Source organism: Bacteroides sp. 519 (genome assembly GCF_010500955.1).
Classification (GTDB): Bacteria; Bacteroidota; Bacteroidia; order Bacteroidales; family Bacteroidaceae; genus Bacteroides.
Window position 1 is genome coordinate 7,968 of record NZ_QVMJ01000054.1, and the last position, 5,614, is coordinate 13,581.

The 5,614-nt window shown below is 37.4% G+C and carries 6 protein-coding genes; 3 read left to right on the forward strand and 3 right to left on the reverse strand.

Going from position 1 to position 5,614, the window contains the following annotated elements; genetic code table 11:
• Positions 1-238: 238 nt before the first annotated feature.
• The 3 genes from D0T85_RS21705 (at position 239) to D0T85_RS21715 (ending at position 2,609) form a co-directional block, all read left to right on the forward strand.
• Positions 239-622, forward strand: coding sequence for a BlaI/MecI/CopY family transcriptional regulator (locus D0T85_RS21705; protein ID WP_163215617.1), 384 nt, complete (start codon positions 239-241; stop codon positions 620-622).
• Between the two features lie 424 nt (positions 623-1,046).
• A complete protein-coding gene (locus tag D0T85_RS21710; protein WP_239060790.1) occupies positions 1,047-1,949 on the forward strand; it encodes a peptidoglycan DD-metalloendopeptidase family protein in 903 nt (300 codons plus the stop codon).
• Between the two features lie 147 nt (positions 1,950-2,096).
• On the forward strand, positions 2,097-2,609 hold the full coding sequence (locus D0T85_RS21715; protein ID WP_163215619.1) for a DUF4890 domain-containing protein: 513 nt from the start codon (positions 2,097-2,099) through the stop codon (positions 2,607-2,609).
• Between the two features lie 75 nt (positions 2,610-2,684).
• Here D0T85_RS21715 and D0T85_RS21720 read toward each other — a convergent pair whose 3' ends face one another.
• The 3 genes from D0T85_RS21720 to D0T85_RS21730 form a co-directional block, all read right to left on the reverse strand.
• Positions 2,685-2,852: a hypothetical protein gene (locus tag D0T85_RS21720; RefSeq protein ID WP_163215620.1), complete on the reverse strand. Its 168-nt coding sequence runs from the start codon at positions 2,850-2,852 to the stop codon at positions 2,685-2,687.
• 64 nt (positions 2,853-2,916) lie between these two features.
• Entirely contained in the window at positions 2,917-4,029 is a 1,113-nt protein-coding gene (locus tag D0T85_RS21725) for a glycoside hydrolase family 105 protein (RefSeq protein WP_163215621.1), read from the reverse strand.
• A 33-nt stretch (positions 4,030-4,062) separates the two neighbouring features.
• Complete coding sequence (locus tag D0T85_RS21730) at positions 4,063-5,442, reverse strand: FAD-dependent oxidoreductase (protein WP_163215622.1); 1,380 nt, start codon at positions 5,440-5,442, stop codon at positions 4,063-4,065.
• Positions 5,443-5,614: the final 172 nt, after the last annotated feature.

The following is a 5,614-nucleotide window of genomic DNA, read 5'->3' on the forward strand; positions in this document are numbered from 1 at the left end:
TTGATTAAGTAATTATCAATTGCCGTCTGCTTTTAGCTGACGGTCTGAAAGGTATAACAATTTGGGCTTTAGCCAAATTAAATCAACTTTGGCTAAAGCAAGGTAATCCGCTGATAATCAGCGAGCGCCATGTAATGGCACAAAAGTAATGAAGTCAGGAAGAAGTTTTCGGAGGTTCGCAAAGAATATAATTAAGAAAATAGTTGTATAACTAAAAATATAGTTATATGTTTGCATTATGGAAAGTAAAGAACTGACGAAAGCCGAAGAACAAGTAATGCAATACCTCTGGAAAATAAGCAAAGGTTTCCTCAAAGATATTGTTGACCAATTCCCTGTTCCTAAACCCGCTTATACCACTGTTTCAACAGTTATAAGGATTTTAGTAAAAAAGGGATTTATAGGATACAATACTTATGGGAAAATCCATGAATACTATCCACTGGTTTCTAAAAATGATTATTTTCAGAATCATGTAAAATCTATTATTACCAACTTTTTTCATGGTTCGGCTCCTGAGTTTGCATCATTTTTTGCAAATGAACAATTGAAACTTTCGGAACTAGAAGAAATTAAGGAAATAATTGAAGAAAAGATCAAATCAATCAAAAAAAGCAACTAATTATATGGCAGTCTATGGGTGGTACATGCTTAAAGCAAGTATATGTATAATAGTATTCTACGCTTTTTACAGTTTAGTGCTTCGCAAGTGTACATTCTTTTTGCTCAATAGATTGTATTTAGTTGCAGGAATTATTCTTTCTTTTATTATTCCGATTTTAAAATTTCCGATATTTAAAAGTCAATCAAACAGTGAACTATCTAACTTTATTTATCCACTATTGATTGAACCTGAATATATTTTTTCTCAACCACAAAACGTATCAGACCATGCAATTACAATAAATTACTCACTAATTTTGTCGATAATATATTTTACCGGCATATCAATTTTGTTCTTTAAGCTTTTACTTTCTATCATAAGAATTATCCGAATAAAAAAACATTCGGAAATACATCGTATTGGGCAAATAAAGGTCATTAAAATGGAATCATACTTTCCTTTTTCATTTTTCAATATGATTTTTATACCCAAAAACGAAAACAATCAAATGATAATTAACCATGAAATAGCCCATACCAGGCAACTCCATTGGTTAGATTTGATTCTGATTGAAATCGTTTCTATTTTACTTTGGTTTAATCCTTTCGTCGTTCTTTACAAAAAATCATTGAAACTGCAACATGAGTATCTGGCTGATGCCAGTGTTATTAATGATAATAATATAGAAAGCTATCTTATCTGTATGCTAAAACAAATTCAGGTTGTTAGTTTCAATGGAATTACCAGTCAATTTTATTGTAACACAATTAAAAAACGTATCATTATGATTACTAAAAATAAAACCTCTAACAAGTACCTGGGAGTGTATTCATTAGTATTACCACTTATCTGCTTCATGCTATTTGCTTTTTCTGTTAATAAGGGATTTGCACAAAATAATACGATTGCTGAAAATGAAGAGGTAATTGAAAACACATTGAATCAACCTTCTATATACCCTGTTGACTCTAAGAAAATAAAAAGAACTTCTGCTTATTACGGAAAACGAGAAAATCCTGTAACAAAGAAAGCCTTTTTTCATCATGGAATGGATTTTGCAATAGCCGAAGGAGAGAATGTTGTATCTACTGCCAACGGAGTTGTTATCGAAGCTGAATTTGATTCGAAAAAAGGGAATTATGTCATTATCCAACACAATGAAGTGTTCTCTACTCTTTATTCTCACCTTAAAAGTATATCGGTACAGGTTGGAGATAAACTAGTTCAAAATCAAACGATTGGTTATGTGGGTAATACCGGGCGGTCTACAGGATCGCACTTGCATTATGAAGTTTTTAAAGATGGTAAAAATGTGAATCCGGAAGACTATTTACCCAAACAATAAGTGAATAAATGAACTGTGGTGGATTAAAGAAAATCTAATTTTATGTTAAAGTGGGAGGTTGAATTAAACTTCCCCTTTTTTTTGCAGTCATATACACAGTTGCAGCAACAAACAAGTTAATTAAGTAACACTAAAAAGACAAAGATTATGAAAAGGATAAGTTTTTTAATGATAGCACTTTTAATGACAATAGGTATGGCAATGGCACAAGATGTACAGAGAGGCCAAAGAAAACAAATAGATCCTAAAGCCCGTGCCGAGAAGAGAACCGAACGCATGGTTACCGAATACGGATTGAACGATGCGCAAAAAGCCAAACTATTGGAATTGAATGTTGCCATGGCCGAAAAAATGGGTGATAGACCCGGCCCAAGGCATCACAAGAAACATGATATGAGGAAAGAGGGACCTCGTAAAGAGAACGCTCAGAAACCAGAAGTGAATAAGGAAGATAGAGAAAAAAGAATGGCTGAGATGAAACAACAACACGAAAATTACCAGTCACAGTTAAAAGAGATATTCACTGCCGAACAGTATCAGAAATTCGAGGCTAACCAAACCAAACGTCAGGAAAAGATGAAGGAAGCCCAAAAGAATAGAAAAGATAAAAGGGATAGAAAAGATTGGAAAGATAAAAGGGATAACGAGAAAAAGGTTTGATTTTAGTTTGATAAATTGTTTTCAATAGGTTAATACGTTGATAGGTAAAAGGTGGGCTGATCGGGGAAGATCAGCTCACCTTTTTTGGTAAATTTGTTGTCTAACCTTTTCTACCTCTTCATTAATCTCGTCCAAACTTAAATCTTTCGTTCTGAAAGTTTTAAGTAGTTTTGATAATTTTGATTCAATTGCTTCTTTTTCAGACTTGTTTTTTTCTTGAATTGGCTGTATTGAAGCTTTCATAAATCTATTGCTTAATGTTTCTATAAAAGTAATATTTTAAAGAAACATAGCAAAATTATTCTCTTTATTTTGTTTTCTCCATTAACGCAGTTGTACACCACAAATAAGGAGCCTGACCGTGCAAGTCGCCTGCAAGACGTGGACGGTCGTAATAATATTGCTTATCATTCTTTTTACCTGTACCAATACAAACCTCAGTTACATTGTTCCGTTCGTCAATGTATGGAATCATGGCCATCCATGCTTTTCGTGCGGCAGGTGCATATTCATTAGCATCCAACCATCCTCGTTTAACACCTATAATAAAAGCGTAAGTAAACATGGCAGTGCCGGAAGTTTCGGCCCAACAGTTGGGCTCGTCAATAAGCTGATTCCACATACCGCTGGGAGTTTGGTACTTTTTCAAGCTTTCCATCATTGTGTGAAACCCTTTCATGATGCGTGCACGGTCTTTGTGGTTTTCAGGAAGATATGTAAGTAAGTCTGCCATACCTACAGCCATCCAACCATCTCCACGTCCCCAGTAGTAAGGAACATCCGGTGCATGGTAGAAGAGGCCATTGGGGCGTTGAATTTCATCTAAGTAAAGAACCATTTCTTTGGCTGCACGATCAATGTACTTGGAATCTCCGGTAACTTTGTATGCTTCGGCTTGTACAGAGGTAATCATATACATATCGTCAATCCACAGGCGTGTTTGCCATGAATAACCTTTTTCGGCCCAAGCTTTCTCTTCTGGTTTTGCATTGGCAGGTACTTCCCATTGACTATCGGCATAAGCCATTCCCATATCCAGATACCGTTTGTCTTTTGTTACTTGATAGAGTTTTAAGGCCAAACCACCAAACATATTGTAATCAACATGATTCATAGGAGGAAGCAAAGCTTTTTCGCGCGTGAAGAAAGGTTCGAATCTATCTTGCAGCAGTTTAATAAGCTTTTGATCTTTTACAGCAATGGCATAATCAAGTGCTCCGGTCCAGGTACATACTTCGGCATAATGAATATATTTGGCAAAGTAAAGATCGTGCCTGTCGTCTACAATATGATACGTTAAACGTTTACCAACTTCTTTAGGAGTAAATCCTTTGGGGAAGTTTGTTAACTCGCCTTTCTGGGCGAACGAGAACTGAAACGATAAAAGAAAAAAGAGTAATAAAAATAATTTCTGATTCATGATTAGTGGTTTTAAATGATGAGTAATGAGTCTTTATAGTAACTGCCCAACTTTTTTCAGCCTATTCCTGAGTTTAGCAGTATCTACATTATGAACATCTGGCTTTTGAGATTTATAAATCTGTCCTGCAGCTACACCAACAGCTTCTCCTGTTACTAAACAAGGAGGCATTACCCGCAAACTGCCATGCGCATAATGATCGGTTGAGATGCAGCGGCCGGCTACAAATACATTCTTCAATCCTACCGGAAGAAGCGTGCGGAAGGGTATGCCATGCGATTCTCCTTTTCCATACCGTTGATATTCTTTTGCATTGCTTTTATGGATATCTATATAATAACTGTTGCGTCCGATACTATCGTCGAACTCTTTACGGGCAACCCAGTCGTCTACAGTAAAGGTGTAGTCGCATTTAATGCGGCGGCTTTCCCGGATACCCATCAATGCCGCTGTACTAGCCAGATACGAAGAGGCAAAAGTTTTTGGTTCAAACTCTGCCAAGCCTTCCTGAAACTGACGCGCTATTTTACGGCCGTTCATCATTGCCGACGATAGTGAAGCCGGATCGGTACTATCTACCGTAACATGTCCTGCATTGAAAGACAAATAACCGGGGCCTGTGTATTTATCGTTGATGTGGTTATCTTTAATAAGATTGTATTTACCGGAGTCGAGCATCTTATAAATGGGGCCGTCTTTTCTGTTTGAATGTACACTTCCAATCAGTGAGAACTCATACGGATCAACATTGGCAAGGGTAAAGCAAAGTGTACCTTCCTGAACTGCGCCTTTATCATCGCCAATATCGAATTTAGCACCTGCCCATGCTGCCAGATCGCCATCGCCGGTACAATCAATAAATAGTTTTGCTTTGTAGGCAGTTAAGCCAGCTTTGTTCCCTACAATAATGGCATCTACTATTCCTTCCTGTTTCATCTCTACAGCAGCCATGGTAGTGAAAAAGAGAACAGATACACCTTCGGACATTACCAGATCATCGTATACCACTTTCAGGTATTCCGAGTTAATAGGAACCCAATCATTGCTTCTTACATGAGGCACTCCTTTCTTTGATTCCAGAAATACTTTTTCGGCTATTCCTTTATAAATAATCTTTTCTTTATCTGTAAAAGGGCACCAGGCATTTAATAAACCCGATGTACCCATTCCACCAAGGGCTCCGGTTCCTTCAATGAGTAGGGTTTTTGCTCCTTCGCGTGCAGCCGCAGTTGCAGCGGCACATCCCGCAGGGCCACCTCCAACTACAATAACATCCCACTGATCGTTTACCTTTATTCCGGCTTTCCGGGATGATACTTGTGATGTCGGTGTTTCGGCAGCCGAAAGGGTATTGCCAGCAACAGAAGCCAGACCTAAGATACCGGCATTGCGTAAAAATTTTCTTCGTTCCATATTACTTGAATTTGTGGTATTCGTCTGTATAATTTTGAAACAGCCATCTTCGGGCTGAAAGCCCTACTCAATCCAGCCCCAGGCATCGCCCAGTCATGTTCGGAAGATTTGTATATTTCCCTTTATTGCTTATTTGGGGTTATCCAAATTTTATCCTTTCAGAACTATCGTT

Excerpts from the sequence above, each read along its gene's own strand:
- D0T85_RS21705 (WP_163215617.1), top strand. The coding sequence starts at position 239 with ATGGAAAGTAAAGAACTGACGAAAGCCGAAGAACAAGTAATGCAATAC.
- D0T85_RS21710 (WP_239060790.1), top strand. The coding sequence starts at position 1,047 with ATGGAATCATACTTTCCTTTTTCATTTTTCAATATGATTTTTATACCC.
- D0T85_RS21715 (WP_163215619.1), top strand. The coding sequence starts at position 2,097 with ATGAAAAGGATAAGTTTTTTAATGATAGCACTTTTAATGACAATAGGT.
- D0T85_RS21720 (WP_163215620.1), bottom strand. The coding sequence starts at position 2,852 with ATGAAAGCTTCAATACAGCCAATTCAAGAAAAAAACAAGTCTGAAAAA.
- D0T85_RS21725 (WP_163215621.1), bottom strand. The coding sequence starts at position 4,029 with ATGAATCAGAAATTATTTTTATTACTCTTTTTTCTTTTATCGTTTCAG.
- D0T85_RS21730 (WP_163215622.1), bottom strand. The coding sequence starts at position 5,442 with ATGGAACGAAGAAAATTTTTACGCAATGCCGGTATCTTAGGTCTGGCT.